Origin of the sequence: Cedecea sp. NFIX57, from assembly GCF_900177785.1 — a bacterium.
GTDB classification, from domain to species: Bacteria; Pseudomonadota; Gammaproteobacteria; order Enterobacterales; family Enterobacteriaceae; genus Cedecea; species Cedecea neteri_C.
Genome location: NZ_FXAS01000018.1, coordinates 1 through 16,585 on the forward strand (window position 1 = coordinate 1; position 16,585 = coordinate 16,585).

Consider the following 16,585-nt stretch of genomic DNA (forward strand, 5'->3'; position numbering starts at 1 on the left):
CGGAGTGGCCTTCCAATAAAGTGGCTGAACTTCTGCCCTGGAACGTAGAACTCACCGACAAATAACTGTCAATACGGCGCTCACTTAGCGCTTACGTTTATCATGGCGATATAAAGAGAACGAATATCCTGTTCGACATCGTCAATCGCCTGTTTAATCTGATCGATTTTGGTCTTCCCGTCTGACGTCTGATGGAATTCTGTTGAGTAGTGAAAAATCCAGACTTCTGGAACTTATGGCAAACTGGCCAGTAACCAACTAGAGGGGTTGTTACATCCACATCCTACAATCAAGAGTATTCACAAAAATATAAAGCTGGCAGACTGCCAGCCTCATTGCTCTCTGATCACGGTAGCCGATGGCTCGTCCTGCTTTGCCACAGCCCCACCACTGCATCTCCCACTGCGCCACTTTGCGAAATACCCCATCATCTTCTCGTAGTATTCCTTTTCGTCAGGTATTGAGAAATGACTGAAAATTCATTGGAATATCTAAATTTCTCATATCCGTCAGTGCCATTTGCTGTAACGTGACACACGAATATGTTCACATGAGGTAAATGATGTAACAGGGTTGATGTGGATTGTCCTGAATATGATTAGTTACTTCAGAAGATAATTATTTGATGCATACCGTCCATTATGGATACTCAATGTTTCAGGGTAACGTACCAATATTTATGCATACACCGGAGGCCACGAGGAAAGTAGCCGCCTCATATTCAATACGAACATCAAAATCAATGTCTTATTGGCAATATAATAAATCACAACCAAAACATATGGAGAAATATATCATGGCAATTCCAATTTATCTATGGTTAAAAGATGACAGTGGTAGAGATATCAAAGGTTCTGTTGAAGTAAATGACCGCGAAGGTAGCATCGAAGTATCTGAGATATTACACAAACTTTACATCCCGACAGACAATAACACAGGCAAGCTGACTGGAACCAGAACTCACACACCTTTAATTTTCACTAAGGAAATAGACTCTTCCAGCCCATATTTTTATAAAGCGGTTACCATAGGCCAGACGTTGAAATCTGCAGAATTCAAGTGGTATAAAATAAATGATGCCGGTCAGGAGACTGAATACTTCAATACAAAGCTTGAGAACGTAAAGGTCGTTCAGGTAACACCGATGATGCATGACATCAAGGATACATCCAAACAGAAGCATAATCATCTCGAACAGATTGAGTTGCGTTATGAAAAAATCACCTGGAACTATAAAGACGGCAATATCTCCCACTCAGATTCATGGCGCGAGCGAAGCATTGCGTAATCGCCGTATGTATTAGAAATTTTTAATTGATTATTATTTACCAGAATATTCATACTGTGAAAGGAGATGATATGGGCGGATGTGTAAGTAAGCAGTCAAACAGCACCGCTTTTGATTCGCTTGGCGAAGGACAAAAAGCACTGTTAACAAAAATGGCGTTTTCTAATGCGCTGGATAAATACTACCGTGGTGATGCCAGAGTGCGTGGGATAAAATCAAGGCTTGGGCACATCACCTCAGAAATAATAGAGAGTGCAGAACCCGGTGAAGCTGAGAAGAAATTCTATCAGTTTTACAACAACATGCTTAACCGGATGAAATCCGGAGAATCTATTATGGCTATTGAGCAACTGATCAATGATTATACAGTCTAATTACCTGATTCCCGATGAGTCCCCCGCCGAATAGCTAAACGGGCCTTTAGCGACAGATAAAGCACTGCACGATTATATCGCCGGTGCTTTCTTTTTTCGGCAGAATGAATGCTGAATCGAAATACCACCAAATTCCTCAACGATATTCACCATTGCTTTTCTCAAAAGGTAGTGCCAGTGGCGTGAGCCACTTGTACAGATTTTGAGTGGTGTGCGGCTGGTGTATAGCCCGGCTCATCCACGGCATGCGTATTTTCATGAATAGAGATCGCCCAATAACATCCATCGAGATCGGGTAATAACATTTGAGCAGATCGCTGAATAACATTCATGGAGATCACTTTTGACTCATTTTGTTATTCGGTGATCTCCATCAATGTTACTGGAGCTTCACAGGTGTGTTGATCTGTATCTTTTGCCAATCTGGTGAAGGATACCTATGCCGACAGTTCCAATCTCTATGAGAAAACTCAAGGAAATACTTAGACTTAAATATGGCTCAGGACTCAGCCATCGTCAGATTGGCCGGAGTCTGGCGATCTCACCTTCTGTTGTATCCCGCTATGCCAATCGGGCTGCTCAGCTTGGTATAAAGCAGTGGCCATTGCCTGCGGAATGGGATGATGCGGCACTAAAGCATGCGTTCCTTCAAACGCAGGTGAAGATGAAGAAACACTCCCTGCCAGACTGGGCTACGGTACACAAAGAGCTGCGTAATAAATGCGTGACGCTTCAACTGCTCTGGGAAGAGTACGGAGAGCGCAATCCTGGCGGTTCTTACAGTTATAACCATTACTGCCGGATGTATCGCGAATGGCTGAAAACCACCTCGCCATCGATGCGTCAGGTCCATAAAGCCGGTGAAAAACTCTTCGTTGATTACTGTGGACCAACCGTCGACATTACCAACCCCGATACAGGAGAAATAAGAACCGCGCAGATCATCGTGGCTGTTCTCGGGGCGTCAAGTTACACATGGGCAGAAGCCACCTGGTCCCAGCAGCTTGAAGACTGGGTGATGAGCCATGCTCGTTGCTTCCAGTGGCTTGGCGGTGTTCCCGAACTTGTTGTTCCGGACAACCTGAAAAGCGCTACGTCACGGGCATGCAAGTATGATCCTGACGTTAATCCAACCTATCAGCAGATGCTTGAACACTACAATGTTGCCGTCATACCAGCACGTCCGCGTAAACCGAAAGATAAAGCCAAAGCCGAAGTGGGTGTCCAGGTTGTTGAACGATGGATCATGGCCCGTATCAGGCATGAAACCTTCTACAGCCTGGCATCACTTAACCAGCGTATCCGGGAGTTACTGGAAAGGCTGAATAACAAGGTAATGCAGAAACTGGGGGGCTCGCGAGCCGATCTCTTCACTCAGCTCGATAAACCTGAGCTGAAACCACTCCCTGAGGCCAGTTACAGCTATACCCTGGTGAAAAAAGTCAGGATCCATGCTGATTACCATGTGGAGATCGACAAACATTACTACTCGGTACCCTGTTCGCTACTGGGCTTACAGCTGGAAGCATGGATCTCGGGTGAGCTGGTCAGACTGTTCAATCAGGGGCAGGAAGTGGCGACACATCCCCGCAACCGTAACTATGGCTACAGCACCCGTGAAGAGCATATGCCGGAGGCTCATCGCCAGCATGCCACCTGGACACCGGAACGGCTTCTGGAGTAGGCCGGACGCGTTGGCAGTGAAACCCATGACTACGTCCTGCACATCCTGAACTCACGCCCCCACCCGGAACAAAGCTACCGATTCTGCCTGGGACTTCTGAACCTTCACAAAAAATACAGCAAAGCGAGACTGAACGCAGCATGTGCCCGGGCGCTGAAGACTCAGGTATGGCGGCTTGCGGGAATAAAATCGATCCTGGAAAAAGGTCTGGATAAACAGCCTGTTCCTGAAAACAAACCTGACCTGTTATCAATGCTGGAACATGAAAACGTTCGCGGCAGCAAATACTACCACTGATACGGAAGCCAATAATGAACCATCTTTACGAACAACTGACGGAACTGAAACTCACCGGCTTCCGTGATGCGCTAAAAAACCAGATCGCGCAACCTGGAGCATACCAGGAGCTGGGGTTCGAGGAACGCCTGTCGTTACTGGCTTCAGAAGAACTCACCTGCCGCGAAAACCGAAAAGCAGAGCGCCTGGTGAAACAGGCGCGGTTCAGACTCAGCGCCGAGTTATCAAAACTGGATTACCGGAGCAGCAGGGGCCTGGATAAGGCCCTGATCCGTTCACTCGGGCAGGGAAACTGGCTGAACCTTAAACAAAACCTGTTACTGACCGGCGCGACAGGCAGCGGTAAAACGTACCTGGCGTGTGCGCTCGGGCATAATGCTTGTCGGCAGGGATACAAGGTCTACTACTACCGGCTGAAAGCGTTGATGGACCTGTGCTATCAGGGGCATGCCGACGGAAGATACAGCAAACTGCTGACGAAACTGAATCACAGCGATCTGCTGCTTCTGGATGACTGGGGGCTGGAGCCTCTGTCGTCAGAACAACGCAGCGACCTACTGGAAATAGTGGATCTGATGTACCAGCGAGGCTCAATCATCGTCGTGAGCCAGTTGCCGGTGGAAAGCTGGTACAAGATGATCGGGGACTCAACGCATGCTGATGCCATCCTGGATCGCCTGGTTCATGGGAGTATCAAGATAGAACTTAAAGGAGAATCAATGCGAAAAATGCAAACCACGTTGACCGAAGGAGATCAGTGAAGTTAATGTAAAAATGGTTCTGTGAAAGTGACACGAACCGATCTCCATCAATGTTACTCACCGATCTCCTTCATGGTAATACGCACGGCATACTGTCGCCGATATTGCCGCCGGGCTGCACAGGGTCTACGTGACAGCCCCGGCACCATCGCTGATATTTTGTTCAGCATCGCCGAATCGCATCCGCACAGCCACTCAGCAGCGGGAGCAGGCACACTATCCGGGAAGATATTTTCATTTCTTTGCTCCTGCTCATGCTCCTGTTGATATTATCAATCCGATAATGATCATGGTTAGTTTGGGTCAACGTTATTATCCCGATCGGCCAGGTTATTCAGATAAAGGACCAGGTAGACCAGGTCTGTGGCGTCCGGGACAGTGAGATACCAGCGGGGTCGGGCGTACTCGCCCTCCTCGGGAAACCGTGTCTGCCCGCTGACCGTCACCAGCAGGTCGATGCTCCCGCCGCCCTGCCCCTCCGCATGCAGGGCCACGCTGCAGCGCTGCGCCACCCGATGCGGATGACAGGTGAAGCAGACCGGGGGCGTGAGGCGGGTGAGGATAGCGGCGCGCAGCGCGTGCAGGGCCTGCGCATCCTGGGGGCTCAGGGTCGGGCCCCCCTGGGGGAGCAGCCCGAACAGCACCTGCTCACCGTCTTTGGCCTGGGAAGCCATGGTCGGGGTTGGCCACGTCAGGGTCAGCATGGGGTGTCCTCCGTCCCGGAGGTGGACAGGCCGCGCTGCCGGTCAAAGGCCGCGGCCACCCGGATGGCCGCATCCAGCTCACTGCAGCCATATTCGTCCATTATCTGGCGTCTCTCCGCCTTCTCCTCCTTCTCGGTCATCCCCAGTGCCAGGTACAGGCTCGGGGGCACGGCCCGGAACAGCGCCTCGATATTCTTCGCCAGCACCACGCCCTCGGTGTAGCACCCGGACAACTTGCGGGCAGAGAGCAGCACTGCCTCCTGCTCAGGCGTCAGCGCCTTAAAGCGGCTAATCTCCTTCACCTCCTCCGGCGGCATGGTCAGGCACACCCACCACTCCGCCATGTTCAGCATCTTCCCGGCAATGTCCGGGTAATCTTTGAGGTTCTGGGTCGCCAGCCACAGCCAGGCCCCGAGTTTGCGCCACATCTTCACAATCTTGGTCATGTAGGGGGCAAGCAGTGGATTGACGGTCATGATGTGGGCCTCGTCCACCGTGAACACGATATCCCGTCCGGAATACTGGTCCCGTTCGGCGATGTTGTTGATGGTATTGGTCAGGCTCACCATGGTGAGTGCCATCTGCGCCTCGTAGCCCTCACGGGCCAGGTGTCCGAGGTCAATCAGGGTGACGTCGGCCTCCGGCCACAGGCTGCCCTCGCGGTTAAAGAGCTCCGCCTCAAAACTCCCGGCCTGGGTGAACATCCCGAGCGACTCCGCCATCTCGGCCGCCCGGGCCCGGCGCTGGCTGTTCCGGCGGTCGCTCTCATCGGTGGAGATAGCGTACAGCGCCTTTTGCAGGTCAGAGGGCAGCATTTGCCGGCCCTCCTCGTACGTCCGGCGGGCGGCCATCATCAGCGCCTCGCGTATCATCGCCCGGTCGGCGCGTTTGAGCTCCGCCTCTTCCTTCGCGTCCCCGCCGGTTATCATCATCCTGGCCGAGATTTCCATTTCGCCCAGGATATCGCGTTTGTCTTCCTCGCCATTGTCCTCGGTGATATCCGGCAGGTCGTTTTCATCCACCTCCGCGGGGAGGGCGCTCAGCGCCTCTTCCACCAGGCGGTGTGCGTACGAGAACGGCGGGAGGGTCACGCCGCTGCCGGGTTTGATGCTGACCACGTGTACGGTCAGGCCGAGGCGTTTAAAGTACTGCGCCAGCAGCCCGAAGCTGTTGCCGGCTTCGGCGATAAAGAGCCGGGGCCGGTGCACCGCCATCAGCTGTGACAGCAGGGCGCAGAGGGTCGCGGACTTGCCCGCCCCGGTCGGGCCGAACAGCAGGAGGTGGGCATTCTGGCTGCGGTCGAGCTTATTGAGCGGGTCGAACGTCAGGGTATCGCCCCCCCGGTTGAAGAAGCTCATCCCGGGATGCCCGGTGCCGGTCTCGCGCCCCGTCACCGGCAGGAGGCCCGCCAGGTGCTGCACCCAGGTGAGGCGGGTGTACCAGTGCTTTTTGTCAGTCTGCGGGTTAAAGCACATCGGCAGCGCCCGCAGCCAGGTGTTAAGGGGGGCCACATCGAACTCCGGCCGGACCGGCTGCAGCCCGGCCCCCAGCAGCACGGTGCTGAGCGCCACGCGCTTGTGGTTCAGCGCCTCCACGTTGTCGGCCCGCAGCAGGAAAGTGAGGCCGGCGCGGTAGAGCTTGTGGCGGTTGCCCAGGTACTCCTTTACCGTTTTCACATCCTGGCGCACGCGCCCGGAATCGGTGTTCTCCCCGACGGCGTTTTTCGCAAGCTTAGTGAAATCAGCCTCGAGCGTGTCCTGAGGCTGCACCACGATGGTCATGCAGACCATCGTCCCTGCCGGGAAGGTGTCCATCAGGGCGTTGATTTTCTTCTCCCCCCGCGCCTGCTCCCCGGTGAGCTGTCCCGGCTCCGGGGGCCGCCGGAGCTTTTCCACCGGTACGGCGCAGTGGGCCTTATCGTCCAGCCACCACACCCCGTGCTCCACGTCCGAGCGCGGCGGGGTAAACCACAGGGTCTCGGCAAAGTCGTTCCTCACCGGCATTGCCCCTTCCGGGGCCTCCCGGCGGTCAAAGTAGCGCGCCTCCCGGTACAGGGTGGCTTTATCCACCCACTGCGGGGACGGATTGAACAGACGCAGCAGCCAGTCGTGGACCTGCGCTCCGCTCTGGCGCACGCTGAGAATGCCGGCCCCGCCAAGGGCGCTGGTCACCCGCTCGCCCACCAGGTTGAGCATGGCCACCGGCGGCATCGGGTCGCGATGATTATTCCCCACATAACGGTAAATCACCATCCGCGTGCGGCGCTGCTGGCCCCGCCAGGGCTGGCCGGTAATCAGCGTATCGGTAAACAGCCCTTCCGGGCGGGCAATGCCGCGCAGATGGCGCCCGGTGACCGCCAGCCAGTCCCGGGTGAACGCCGTATCACGCGCATGAGGCTTCACATACACTTTCAGGCCATCCAGGTACGCGTCCACGTTGTCCTCGTCCTGACAGAAGAACTGCACCACCCAGGGGTTGTCGTCGTGCTCGTCGAAGCTGTCCTGCAGCGCATCCTCCACCGTGTCGCGGATTTGCATCAGACGGTCGAGGGTTCTGCCCTCCGTGGCCACCGGGGAAACAGCGTACACTGCCCCGACCGACACCCCGTCGTCAAGCAGCAGGCACTGCTCATGGTCGAGAAACTCCGCCCAGGGCAGGTAGTCCAGCAGGGAAGGTCCGGTCTGGTACACTTTCTGTTCAGCAGTCGCGTCAAGCTTACCCGGACGCCGGAGGGCCTCACGCCCGGCGATCACCAGGGGCTCGCCTTCTCCGGCGGGCACGGTAACGGCCTCATCATGTGGGGTAACCGTTTCAGCTGACGGGTCAGTTCGACGTGTGGCGGGCATAGCCTCCGGTGGTGGGAATAGCGGGCGTGTGCGCCTGAGACGTTTTTTATCAAACAGCGGAAACAAAGTGCGCAGCATCACAGCGCCCCCGTGCGTTCACCGGGCATGGCGTACTGCGTCTGCCCGTAGAAGGAGAACACCGTGCTGTAGCCCGGTACCGGCGAGTTACCGTCCGCCAGGTGAGGGAAGATATACATCACCATGTCGGGGTTCGGCAGACGCGGGAACTGCTGGCTGATTTCACTCGCCGCCGTACGCGCATAGCTGTCGTCCGTTTCCGGGGTGGTCTGTTGTTCAGCGCTGTTAAGGGGGCGTCGCAGCGCCTGCCGGGCCACCGCCGTCGCACGGGAGGCACTCCCGCTGCCGTCCTCCCCGTTCCACAGCGCCAGCATGGTATGGTCGCCAGCGGGCAGCATCTCCTCTTTGGAAGTGGCGCACCCGCTCATCAGGCAACCGGCCAGCACCAGGCAGGCCAGCCTGCAGCCTCTGTCACTCAGGCTGGCCAGACGAGGTGTGTGATAGCTAATCGTCATATTCATAGTAAGATCCTCAATCCAGTCCGCCATCTGCACCCTTCTCACCCGGGAGGGTGAAGTCGTAGCGCACCCGGCGGCCGGGGTCTTCATAATCGATATTGAGCTGGCGGGTGATGTGCACCGCCAGATGGGCCCCCGGCGGGACGTAGATGGCGTCGAACATCTGCCCGTAACGCTGCTTCACCCACTCTCCGGTCTCGCTCATGCCCCCGGCGATCGCTTTCCCGAGCGCCGCCTTGCCCGCATCCCCGGTCAGGGTGGAAGTCACCCCGCCGTAGCCGTTGGTCTGCGTGGTTTGCTGGCTCTGGCTCATCGCCTCCCCGGCGGCCCCCGCCGCCGACAGGCCAAACAGGGTCGGCAGGTAGGTTGAGGCGTTGGATTTGCGGGTCCCGCTGATGCAGGGGATGCCGTCGTCATCGGATATCCAGCCAATCCCACCGCTGGTGCCTGTGTCGGTTTTGCTGCTGGCGCTGCCCGTGCCGCTCGCCAGCTCCACCGGGTGCGGCAGGGTGCGTACCGTCCCGTCTGCGAACACAAAGGTAATGGAGGTCACCTGGCCGCGGACACACGACAGCGTCCAGTCCCCGCTGGCCGAGCCGGAGACCACCGCCCCCTCCACGTCCGGCAGCTCGATGCCGTTGGCCGTCAGGTTGTCCTTGCCTATCAGGATTTTGAACGGATACGGATCGGTGACCGTCCCGTTGATGGGCACCCGCCCAAGCAGGGCGGTCATCGCCCGGCTGCCCACGAGGGTGGAATTCTCCGGCAGGGTGAAGACCGGATGTTCAATGGGTTTTGCCGGGGTGCCGTTTTCGGTAGTGTGGCCCTTGACCTGCATCTCGTACGCCGCCTTCTGGCGGGTAAGCGGGTTATCGTCCAGGAACGAGCTCGGGAACTGCGGCCCGGTTTTGCCGTCCGCCTGCCCGGGAAGGGCGGGCTGCTGGTCTGTGGGGGTGACCCACATCAGGCCGTCGGCCCCGGCGGTCGCCGGGCTGGCCTGCGTATGACCCAGACCATCCAGCCCCAGCCCGGTCGGAATATCGCTGTCGCCGGAGGCCCCCTGGCCAGTGGCCGTTGACGTGGCTCCGGCATTCGCCAGCCGGTCGGCCATCGACTGCAGCTGGCTTTTGAGCGTCTGCTGCTCATCCTGCAACTGGCGGGTCCGGGCGTCGTACTGCTTTTGCAGGGTGCCCACCGCGTCACTCACCTGACCCGTCACGTCCTGCCCGCGGTGGCTCAGCTGTTCATTCTGCTTGCGTAGCGCCTCATTTTCCTGGCTCAGCTGCTTCTGCTCCGCCCGCACGGTATTGAGGGAGCCAATCAGGGTGTGCAGGGTATCCTCCGGCGTGTCACCCTCGACACCCAGGGATTTGAGTTCATCCGGCGACAGGTCGGCCAGGGTGTGGGTGAGCGCCGCCCGCTGCGCGTCTGCCGGGGAGGCACGGTGCGCGCCGCAACTCCGCAGCCCCACCACCACCCCACCGGCAAGCATGGCCGGGACGATGACCTTCACCAGGAGACTGGATTTCACCTTCATGGTTTTGCCCCCTTTTTCACGCGCAGATGTGCGGCAACCGGTTCAGCGATAAAGGCCATCTCTGGCCGCCCGGCGGTGACCAGGTACAGCACGGTGGTGTCTTCCGGCGTGCCCGCCGGGCCCAGCCAGCGGTGCTGGAAGGTGGCGGCCACGAATTCGCCCTGCAGCCTGCGAGGATCGAGGACCAGCCTGCGGGCCTGCGTGTTACGCACCTGCAGCGCCACCACGGCGCGCGGCCCGACGCCCCAGGCGGCCAGCGGCGTCACCGCCACGGGCTCAGCCGGATACAGGGTGGTGATGTGCCCCGGCAGATGCGGGTTCAGGGGGTGGATACCCGGCACAGCCTCCACGGTACGCTGCGGGGCATACAGGCTCTGGGCCGCATAGCGGGTCAGCACCACCGGTAGCGGCGCATTGAAGTGAGGCTTTTTCGGCGGAGCAGCAGTATCTGCAGCATCCGGGGAACCTGTACCCCCGGAAGGCGCATTCTCTGAACCCGTCTTCACCCCGGTCTCACGTAAATCACGCTGACTGTTAAGCCGGGTGACATCCCCGCTGTAGACCAGACGCACCGGCTCCTCAGGGCCGGTTTCCGCAGCCGTGACGTCGAGCAGAATGACCTCCCCGGTCTCCACGTCCTGCAGCTGCAGCCGGGTGGTCGGGAATGTCGTTTCTGCCTTCAGGTACACCGCCCCGCCGGTGCTCTGCACCCGCAGCTTACCGTTGAGCGCAGGGGGAAAGCCCACCCGTACGTTTTTATCCACAAACACCACCCGCTCATGCGCCGTGCTGAGCGGGATCTGCAGCGGGATACGCTCCCACTTCATCAGCTCGTCGGCCTGCGTGGCAGAGGAAAACATGCCGCTGACCACACAGACCAGACTGAACGCCAGCTGCCCCGGGCAGGCAGACCACCGGAGAAATTTTTGTGGGTCCGGTTTCGGTTTCATCTTCACTGGAATACCCCCTGTTGCGCCGGTTTCGTCGCCACCGGGGCGGCCTCCAGCCGCTGCGGCACGCCGTCATAGCAGTCCAGCGCCAGACCAAACGGATTACGCTCAGCATCCCCGCTCCAGCGCACCACCTTCAACGGGAAGCGCACCAGGGCGCGCTTCACCGGCTCGGCCTGAAAGTACTCATCCGCCACCACGTCCAGCCGCACGCCCCAGTTGTCACGGTCGTAGACCGTCACGCTGCTGCCGGTGTAGCCCCGGCCGGGTATCTCGTAGACCACGCGCACGCGACCGGCCAGTTCCCCACTGTCGGTCCGTGTCTTCGCATCCGCCTCGAGAAAACTTTTGCAGGCCGGGGTCAGGTACGGCGAAAGGGCAGCGATTTTCGCCGGGTAGTCCTCCGCGCCGCTCTTCGGCCAGGCGTTCAGCTGCTGGAAGATATAGAAGGCGAAGCTGTAAACCGTCGGCGCGGGCACCTCCCACCACGGGCGGGTGCTGCCGGTGCGCAGGTCAGGCGGGATGTGCAGGGTCAGCCGGTCGGGGGCGGTCATCCAGCCGCCGAGGGTGACCAGCAGCAGGAGCAGTAACACCCCGCAGGTCACCCTGAGCGTGCGGATATGCTGGTCCCGGTTCTGCAGGGCATGGCGGAATCGGCTCATGACAGCCTCCCGGCCACAGCCCGGCTGCGGCGCAGGGCCCAGCCCTGCGAGATGATAATCAGCGACGTATCCCCGATACCCAGCTGGCGTTTTTTCATCGCCAGCTGCTGCCAGATAAAGTTCTCCGGCTTGCCGCGCTTGAGGCGCATCAGCCACTTCCCGCCGAAGCCGATAACCAGCAGCGGTGTCACCAGCATGCCCGTCGGGATAATCACCCAGCCGGCCAGAGGCAGCAGGGGCAGCGACCACACCAGGCCGAGCCCCAACCCGGCCAGCGCCGCCAGCCCCATCTCCGGGGTGGTGAAGCCCCGGAACACCACCGGTTCGGCGTTCAGCCGGTCAGGTAAAAAACGAATCGTCTGCATCGTTAACCGCGCTCCTGCGTCAGAGGATGATGGTGGCCGATTTGCCGAGCAGCCAGATAACCGCGACCAGCAGTACCACGCCGACCACCACAATGGCCCCGAACTTGGTCCAGGAGGCCTTCTCATTGCGCACTTCGGTGAAGGTGTGGATGGCGGCCACGGCCACGTTGATAAAGGCGATGGCGGCAATCACCAGCCCGCCGAGCACGATACCGTCCTGGACATAGCCTTTAATCTGCCCCATCAGCCCGGCTCCCCCGCCGCTCACCGGCGGGTCCACCTTCGGCAGGTCGGCCAGGGCCGGCTCACAGGCAAGCCAGACCCACAGGGCCAGGAGACCGGCCCGCCAGGCCAGCCGGTGGAAAAACGTGGTAATACGGGGACGCAGTCCGTCCTGCTGAGTCATAAGTTGCTCCGTCAGATAAGTCATCGATAAAAAGAGAGAGGGGTTCAGCTGGCGAACATCCAGATGCTCACCACGATGAGCACCACAGCCCGGATAGCGAACCGCACCAGGGCCGCGTGACGCACTTTTTCATTCGCCCAGCCGCCCCAGACGTCCGCCAGGGCCCAGGCGGCCCACAGAAACAGGACCGCCACCAGAAAGCCCACGCAGACAAGGTGCATGAGGGGAATATCAAGGTGACCCGATGCCGCGGTGAAGGCCGCCGTCTGCCCCGCCGTCATGGCCATCAGGGACGTTCCCGGCGGTACTGTCCGGTGACGGTCCCACTGTAGCGCGGCTGCGCCCGGGACGGCGTGAGGTAGTGGTCTATCCCGGCCCGCACGGTGTTCAGGTCGGTGGTCGCCCGCCGATAGTCGAAGTAAAAGCGCCCGCGCTCCGCCGGGTCAGCCTGCGCAGCGGCCACCCGGGCGCGCTCAAGCGAGGCCTGGGCCTGGTCGAGCAGGCGCTGAGTACTGGCGAGCTCGTCCTTCTCGGACGCCTGTGCAGGCAGCGCCGTCAACAGCGACAGGCCCAACAGGCCGCCACAGATGACGCGGGAAAAAAGTTTAGGTGGAAGATATGGCATAGAGACGCACCTCTGCATGAAATAAGTGCGTTCAGGGTGGAAGATTTGAGGAGCCGGGTCAGCGAATAACCCTTTAAGCGGTGGCGAAAATTTCCATAAAAACGGATCCCATAAGCTGCCGCGATCGATCACAGAGCGCCGATCATCAGACAAATGTGCCAGAGTACTGAGCGCATTGTTTACATCAGTAACCAGGGGCTTTCGTGAAACTACTCAGTAAGACGGTATCAGACTATGCATCATATCCCTGAATTTATTATTATGTTTTGCTTTGCAACAGCGTGCGGAATTTACGCATACCATTGTATTGTTTTAATACACGCTTACCACGCAAGGAACGCTTGATCTTCGCACTACAATTCGACGGGCAGGGACTGATATTTAGCCTGTTCATCATCGTCTTAGTGGATAATGTCTTCTACCTCATGCAGGATTTCCAGCACCTCATGAACGATATTTTTCATCAATGAAATGCCTCTTCGCGTCAGCGTCAGCATCGGAACGCGGGACACCATTCAGCTGACGCGCTCCGGCTTGTCTGCTGACGATAGCGGCCAAAGCGAAGCTTTACCCGCTATCGTCCAGCCTGATTTCCAGCCTATATATATTTCTTGAAAGACGCCAGCGTCACCGTGACCGCCATCCCGAACAGGAGTGCGGCGGGCAACAGCAACAGATTCGGGTACACCGCCACCGGCCACGCCAGATACAGCATGCACGGTACACACAATGCGGGTTTTACCAACCGCCGCGCATGGTGATACACAAAGCTGGATTCATACGCCGCCCCGTAACGCCGCAGATCCCGCCGGCTCAGCCCCTCCACCACGGCCACCATTGCCACCAGTACAAACAATGGCCCTGACAGCGCCAGGATAATGACCCGTATCACTGTCACCCCGGTCACGTAGATGGCGGCCAGCAGGTATTCATGCACGTACCCGGCAATCCACCCCAACCAGGCGTTCACCTGCCTTGAGATCTCATTATTGCTGTGCAGCTCACCCTGATACTGCGCGTTGATCCACGCTATTAAACCACTGTCCACAAAGGCCCACTGGTACAGATGGCTGAACCCGCTTATCGCCGTCACCGACGGCTCTGAGAGCAGCAGGCTGCGGGTAAACTCCGCCGACAGCCAGCCGCTCTCGGTTATCAGCATCCGCTGGCTGTGGGCCGCGCCCTGCTCCGGCCACAAAAACGCCATGCACAAAAACTCAATCAGCAGGCTCAGGAGCAGCGAGGACAACACCATCCCCACAAGCGCCCACGGCCAGCCCCAGAGCACGTTGTAGATAATCCCGTGCTTCTGCGGCCGTACTGGCTGGCGGGGCGTGTCAGGCTGCGTCGTTGCCATCCGGACCTCCGGTATCGGTGTCTGACTCAGGCGCTACGTCGGGCTGTGTGTCAGTTGGGGTATCAGGTGTGAGGCTGCCCCCTGTCCACCAGGTCTCACTGGAGTGGTAGTTGCGCCGCATCTGCTCTGCCACCGCCGCCAGGTCTTTCGGCATCAGCTCGTCCGCTTCGCTGGCGGGCAGCGGCATGCGGACCTTCCACAGCTGCCCCCCTTCGAGCAGGGCGAACGCCTGGCCTTTCGGGAGGCTCACCACGTCCGTCGGCTCCAGCAGCGGGGTTTTCACCGTCCCCACCCGGTCCTGAGTGCTGCTGGTAAAGTCCTGCCCGCGCTCCGGGTCGGAGATATCCGCGTGCCCCGAGACCAGGGTTTTGGTGTAAATCTCCACCTGCGGCAGCTGGGTGGTCAGCAGCTCGGCGGTTTTGTTGTCGCGCACGCGCAGCATGATGAGGGTGTTGAAGTTCCCGGTGACCTGGGCGGTTTTGGCAGCACTGCCGATGCGGGCCTCGATATCCGAAGAGGTCTGGGTGTAGGCGGTGACCTGCATCCCGGCCCCGCCGCCCTTGTTGATAAGCGGGATGAACTCATCCCCCATCAGCTCGTTAAACTCATCGCAGTGGAGGTTGACGGGCAGCTTGTCCGGGTTCTCCCCGGGCAGACCGGCGTTGATACCGTGCTTGTAGATGTGGCCTGCGACGCTCACCAGGTCGGCGAACATGCTGTTGCCCACCGCAGTGGCCACCTCGCTGTCGCTCAGGGCATCGAGGCCGATATAGACTATCCCACGTTTGCGTATCACCTGCTCCCAGTCAAAGATGGGGCGCGGGTCGTCCATGTCCAGGTAGTCCGGGGAGAGCAGCGAGGCCGTTTTGCCGGTGGTGAGCTTCTCCAGCAGCGGCAGCAGGGAGGCCACGATTTTATCGAAGTAGGTCCGGTCGTAGCGGACGGCCGAACGCAGGCCGTCGAGTATCGGGTCGTACAGGGCTTTCCCCTCGGGCGAGCTCAGCGCCACCTCCGTCGCCCAGATTTTTACCGCCTCCGCCTGGCCCTGCAGGTTGCGCGGCACATCCTCCTCCGTCAGGACGCCCACGCTGTTGGCTATCTGCTGCATCAGCGCCGGGAGCTGTGCCTGAACCACTTTTTCAGCGTAGAGCAGATAGAGCTCGCTGATGTTGTTGACGTAGCGCATGATAAGCGTGTAGTCGGGCCGGTGCCCCAGGGCCACCAGGGCGCGGGCGATGATGTTGACGAAGCGCCAGGCAAACTCCCGGAAGGCCGCCGAGTTGCCCTCCCCCGACAGCTGACCGACGACACGGGAAGCCACCTCGGAGACGCGCCCAAAGCGCCCCACGGCGTTGTAGCGGGCCGAGAGCGACGGCCAGCCCAGATGGAATACCGTCAGCACATCGCCGCGACCGGCGCGGTGCGCCTCCGCCCAGACCCGGCGGAACAGGTCGGCATCCCCTTTCGGGTCAAACACGATGGTGATGTCCCCGCGGCGGATATCTTGGGTGATAAGCAGCTCTGCCAGGCGGGTCTTGCCGACCCGGGTGGTACCCATCACCAGAGTGTGTCCGACGCGCTCCCCGAGCGCCATGGTGACCTCCCCCTCATCCGGCTCAATGCCATGCAGGACGGCTTTGCCGCCCACCGGCGGCAGCGGTCGTACCGGATTTAACGGTGAATCAGTACTGAGCAGCCGGGTCAGCCACGGCAGGCGGTACTCACAGGCGTTCTCCAGCTGGCGTGCGGCGCGGTACAGGGCTGCGGGCTGCACATAGCCCTCCACCTCCGGACGCAGAGTGTCCTGCAGGCGCTGGGTGTGCTTCTGTGTCCAGCGGAACCCTTTCCCCAGAAACAGCCGCCGGTGACTCACCGGGATATCCCGGCTCGCCATCACATAGCGCGGCAGGCGGCGAAGGTTGCACCGGTAGCGCAGCACCTGCATGCCCTGACGCAGGCGCACCGCCGACAGCACCGCAAATCCACCGGCGGTCACGTAGCTGACCGAGGGCGCCAGGGCCACCGCCCAGGGGGCGGCCACGCAGACATATGCCGCCACTCCGGCCGCCACGGCCGTGTTGAGCTCCACCGCCGGGCGCAGCAGGGCCTCCACCACGTAGCGGTCGCTCATCGTGCACCCCACTGCCAGACCTTCACCAGCAGGCGAAGCAGGACGGTGCACATCAGCACCTG

General features: G+C 59.5%; 15 protein-coding genes and 1 pseudogene. 4 read left to right on the forward strand and 12 right to left on the reverse strand.

The features are described 5' to 3' along the window. The first annotated feature begins 796 nt into the window (after positions 1 to 796). From B9Y90_RS16040 to istB, 4 genes and pseudogenes are all read left to right on the forward strand, one after another. Positions 797 to 1,288 (forward strand): Hcp family type VI secretion system effector, encoded by a 492-nt coding sequence (locus tag B9Y90_RS16040; protein ID WP_085541920.1) that lies wholly within the window; start codon positions 797 to 799, stop codon positions 1,286 to 1,288. A 56-nt stretch (positions 1,289 to 1,344) separates the two neighbouring features. Beyond that, positions 1,345 to 1,662: a hypothetical protein gene (locus tag B9Y90_RS16045; protein ID WP_139827408.1), complete on the forward strand. Its 318-nt coding sequence runs from the start codon at positions 1,345 to 1,347 to the stop codon at positions 1,660 to 1,662. Positions 1,663 to 2,101: 439 nt separating this feature from the next. Continuing rightward, positions 2,102 to 3,643 (forward strand): annotated as a pseudogene (istA, locus tag B9Y90_RS16055) (IS21 family transposase). 14 nt (positions 3,644 to 3,657) lie between these two features. Then, complete coding sequence (gene istB, locus B9Y90_RS16060) at positions 3,658 to 4,404, forward strand: IS21-like element helper ATPase IstB (RefSeq protein WP_085541833.1); 747 nt, start codon at positions 3,658 to 3,660, stop codon at positions 4,402 to 4,404. Between the two features lie 293 nt (positions 4,405 to 4,697). On the opposite strand, the gene B9Y90_RS16065 is transcribed toward istB, so the two are convergent. The 12 genes from B9Y90_RS16065 to traD all read right to left on the reverse strand — a co-directional run bounded on the left by B9Y90_RS16065 (position 4,698) and on the right by traD (position 16,523). Further along, the gene (locus tag B9Y90_RS16065) at positions 4,698 to 5,108 is read right to left on the reverse strand and encodes a hypothetical protein (protein WP_085541834.1); all 411 of its coding nucleotides are present in this window, start codon (positions 5,106 to 5,108) and stop codon (positions 4,698 to 4,700) included. Continuing rightward, positions 5,102 to 7,954: a conjugative transfer ATPase gene (locus tag B9Y90_RS16070; RefSeq protein WP_441302657.1), complete on the reverse strand. Its 2,853-nt coding sequence runs from the start codon at positions 7,952 to 7,954 to the stop codon at positions 5,102 to 5,104. The genes B9Y90_RS16065 and B9Y90_RS16070 overlap by 7 nt, the downstream gene beginning before the upstream one ends. Before the next feature lie 77 nt (positions 7,955 to 8,031). Beyond that, the gene (locus B9Y90_RS16075) at positions 8,032 to 8,487 is read right to left on the reverse strand and encodes a TIGR03751 family conjugal transfer lipoprotein (protein ID WP_085541921.1); all 456 of its coding nucleotides are present in this window, start codon (positions 8,485 to 8,487) and stop codon (positions 8,032 to 8,034) included. Between the two features lie 16 nt (positions 8,488 to 8,503). After that, entirely contained in the window at positions 8,504 to 10,027 is a 1,524-nt protein-coding gene (locus B9Y90_RS16080; RefSeq protein ID WP_085541836.1) for a TIGR03752 family integrating conjugative element protein, read from the reverse strand. Continuing rightward, positions 10,024 to 10,887, reverse strand: a complete 864-nt coding sequence (locus B9Y90_RS16085) for a TIGR03749 family integrating conjugative element protein (protein ID WP_254902710.1) — start codon at positions 10,885 to 10,887, stop codon at positions 10,024 to 10,026. The genes B9Y90_RS16080 and B9Y90_RS16085 overlap by 4 nt, the downstream gene beginning before the upstream one ends. 92 nt (positions 10,888 to 10,979) lie before the next feature. Beyond that, a complete protein-coding gene (locus B9Y90_RS16090; RefSeq protein ID WP_085541838.1) occupies positions 10,980 to 11,639 on the reverse strand; it encodes a PFL_4703 family integrating conjugative element protein in 660 nt (219 codons plus the stop codon). Then, positions 11,636 to 12,004 carry a TIGR03750 family conjugal transfer protein gene (locus B9Y90_RS16095; protein WP_085541839.1) on the reverse strand — a complete coding sequence of 123 codons (369 nt, stop codon included), beginning with the start codon at positions 12,002 to 12,004 and terminating at the stop codon, positions 11,636 to 11,638. Before B9Y90_RS16095 ends, B9Y90_RS16090 begins: the two co-directional genes overlap by 4 nt. A gap of 19 nt (positions 12,005 to 12,023) precedes the next feature. Continuing rightward, positions 12,024 to 12,410: a TIGR03745 family integrating conjugative element membrane protein gene (locus B9Y90_RS16100; RefSeq protein ID WP_085541840.1), complete on the reverse strand. Its 387-nt coding sequence runs from the start codon at positions 12,408 to 12,410 to the stop codon at positions 12,024 to 12,026. 44 nt (positions 12,411 to 12,454) lie between these two features. Then, a complete protein-coding gene (locus tag B9Y90_RS16105) occupies positions 12,455 to 12,697 on the reverse strand; it encodes a TIGR03758 family integrating conjugative element protein (protein WP_085541841.1) in 243 nt (80 codons plus the stop codon). After that, on the reverse strand, positions 12,697 to 13,035 hold the full coding sequence (locus B9Y90_RS16110) for an integrative conjugative element protein, RAQPRD family (protein ID WP_085541842.1): 339 nt from the start codon (positions 13,033 to 13,035) through the stop codon (positions 12,697 to 12,699). The genes B9Y90_RS16105 and B9Y90_RS16110 overlap by 1 nt, the downstream gene beginning before the upstream one ends. Before the next feature lie 598 nt (positions 13,036 to 13,633). Then, positions 13,634 to 14,392 carry a TIGR03747 family integrating conjugative element membrane protein gene (locus B9Y90_RS16115; protein WP_085541843.1) on the reverse strand — a complete coding sequence of 253 codons (759 nt, stop codon included), beginning with the start codon at positions 14,390 to 14,392 and terminating at the stop codon, positions 13,634 to 13,636. Beyond that, complete coding sequence (gene traD, locus B9Y90_RS16120; protein ID WP_085541844.1) at positions 14,373 to 16,523, reverse strand: type IV conjugative transfer system coupling protein TraD; 2,151 nt, start codon at positions 16,521 to 16,523, stop codon at positions 14,373 to 14,375. The genes B9Y90_RS16115 and traD overlap by 20 nt, the downstream gene beginning before the upstream one ends. Positions 16,524 to 16,585: the final 62 nt, after the last annotated feature.

Bases quoted from the DNA above. Each gene is read 5' to 3' on its own strand.
- B9Y90_RS16085 (WP_254902710.1), bottom strand. From the start codon at position 10,887: ATGTTTTCCTCTGCCACGCAGGCCGACGAGCTGATGAAGTGGGAGCGT.
- B9Y90_RS16075 (WP_085541921.1), bottom strand. From the start codon at position 8,487: ATGACGATTAGCTATCACACACCTCGTCTGGCCAGCCTGAGTGACAGA.
- B9Y90_RS16105 (WP_085541841.1), bottom strand. From the start codon at position 12,697: ATGGCCATGACGGCGGGGCAGACGGCGGCCTTCACCGCGGCATCGGGT.
- B9Y90_RS16095 (WP_085541839.1), bottom strand. From the start codon at position 12,004: ATGCAGACGATTCGTTTTTTACCTGACCGGCTGAACGCCGAACCGGTG.
- B9Y90_RS16065 (WP_085541834.1), bottom strand. From the start codon at position 5,108: ATGCTGACCCTGACGTGGCCAACCCCGACCATGGCTTCCCAGGCCAAA.
- B9Y90_RS16040 (WP_085541920.1), top strand. From the start codon at position 797: ATGGCAATTCCAATTTATCTATGGTTAAAAGATGACAGTGGTAGAGAT.
- B9Y90_RS16110 (WP_085541842.1), bottom strand. From the start codon at position 13,035: ATGCCATATCTTCCACCTAAACTTTTTTCCCGCGTCATCTGTGGCGGC.
- B9Y90_RS16090 (WP_085541838.1), bottom strand. From the start codon at position 11,639: ATGAGCCGATTCCGCCATGCCCTGCAGAACCGGGACCAGCATATCCGC.
- B9Y90_RS16080 (WP_085541836.1), bottom strand. From the start codon at position 10,027: ATGAAGGTGAAATCCAGTCTCCTGGTGAAGGTCATCGTCCCGGCCATG.
- B9Y90_RS16100 (WP_085541840.1), bottom strand. From the start codon at position 12,410: ATGACTCAGCAGGACGGACTGCGTCCCCGTATTACCACGTTTTTCCAC.
- B9Y90_RS16115 (WP_085541843.1), bottom strand. From the start codon at position 14,392: ATGGCAACGACGCAGCCTGACACGCCCCGCCAGCCAGTACGGCCGCAG.
- traD (WP_085541844.1), bottom strand. From the start codon at position 16,523: ATGAGCGACCGCTACGTGGTGGAGGCCCTGCTGCGCCCGGCGGTGGAG.
- B9Y90_RS16070 (WP_441302657.1), bottom strand. From the start codon at position 7,954: ATGCCCGCCACACGTCGAACTGACCCGTCAGCTGAAACGGTTACCCCA.
- istB (WP_085541833.1), top strand. From the start codon at position 3,658: ATGAACCATCTTTACGAACAACTGACGGAACTGAAACTCACCGGCTTC.